The sequence below is a fragment of the Janthinobacterium sp. BCJ23 genome (assembly GCF_059617945.1).
This window is the reverse complement of the sequence record NZ_JCAQAW010000023.1, coordinates 1-1157: the sequence shown is the minus strand read 5'-3', so window position 1 is coordinate 1157 and position 1157 is coordinate 1. Positions and strand designations below refer to the sequence as shown.

At 48.7% G+C, this 1157-nt stretch carries 2 tRNA genes and 2 rRNA genes; all 4 read left to right on the top strand.

The window, feature by feature from the left end:
- Positions 1–108 (top strand): 16S ribosomal RNA (locus AC54AG_RS28285); the annotation flags it as partial.
- A 100-nt stretch (positions 109–208) separates the two neighbouring features.
- Positions 209–285: transfer RNA gene (locus AC54AG_RS28280), tRNA-Ile, on the top strand.
- 68 nt (positions 286–353) lie between these two features.
- Positions 354–429 (top strand) — tRNA-Ala (locus AC54AG_RS28275).
- A 250-nt stretch (positions 430–679) separates the two neighbouring features.
- Positions 680–1157: ribosomal RNA gene (locus AC54AG_RS28270) — 23S ribosomal RNA — on the top strand; the annotation flags it as partial.

Sequence of the window (1157 nt, the reverse complement as noted above, 5' to 3'; positions counted from 1 at the left end):
GTAGGTAGCTTAACCGCAAGGAGGGCGCTTACCACGGTAGGATTCGTGACTGGGGTGAAGTCGTAACAAGGTAGCCGTATCGGAAGGTGCGGCTGGATCACCTCCTTTCTAGAGTTTGCACGAATCATGTAAATGATTCACGCATCAAATGTTCACACTTATCGGCTGTTTAATTAAGAAGAAACAGTAGTCGTAGTAGTTCCGCGTTGGGGCTGTAGCTCAGCTGGTTAGAGCACCGTGTTGATAACGCGGGGGTCGTTGGTTCGAGTCCAACCAGCCCTACCAGCAAAAACAGACCCGGGGGTAAGGTGGACGCTAGTCCAGCCAGACCTACCAGTAATGTAATACCCACAGGGGGATTAGCTCAGCTGGGAGAGCACCTGCTTTGCAAGCAGGGGGTCGTCGGTTCGATCCCGTCATCCTCCACCAAAGTTTTACTCGAAAGTACAAACGTAAGCCGGTCAACAAGACTGTGGTTTAGGTTTGATCTTTTAGCGATCAAAGCTGTTTCGTTCTTTAACAATCTGGAAGAAGTAAAGATTATTTATTGATCGGTTTGCCGTAAAAAGCGAATCGATGGGTAATGATTGTATGTATCAACAAACAAGCAACAACGTTGTACTTTCTTATCCCTGTAGCGCTCTTTGATGACTTCTGTCTTCAGAGGCTAACGTTATAGGGACAAGCGAATAAGTGCACATGGTGGATGCCTTGGCGATTACAGGCGATGAAGGACGTAGTAGCTTGCGATAAGCTGCGGGGAGTGAGCAAACACACTTTGATCCGCAGATTTCCGAATGGGGCAACCCACCCTTTTAGGGTATTGCATACTGAATACATAGGTATGCAAGGCGAACGCGGCGAACTGAAACATCTAAGTAGCTGCAGGAAAAGAAATCAACCGAGATTCCCAAAGTAGCGGCGAGCGAAATGGGAAGAGCCTGTACGTGATAGTCGGACCGATAACAGAATCCTCTGGAAATAGGAGCCATAGCGGGTGATAGCCCCGTATGTGAAATCGGACCGGTGGTACTAAGCGTACGACAAGTAGGGCGGGACACGTGACATCCTGTCTGAATATGGGGGGACCATCCTCCAAGGCTAAATACTCGTAATCGACCGATAGTGAACCAGTACCGTGAGGGAAAGGCGAAAAG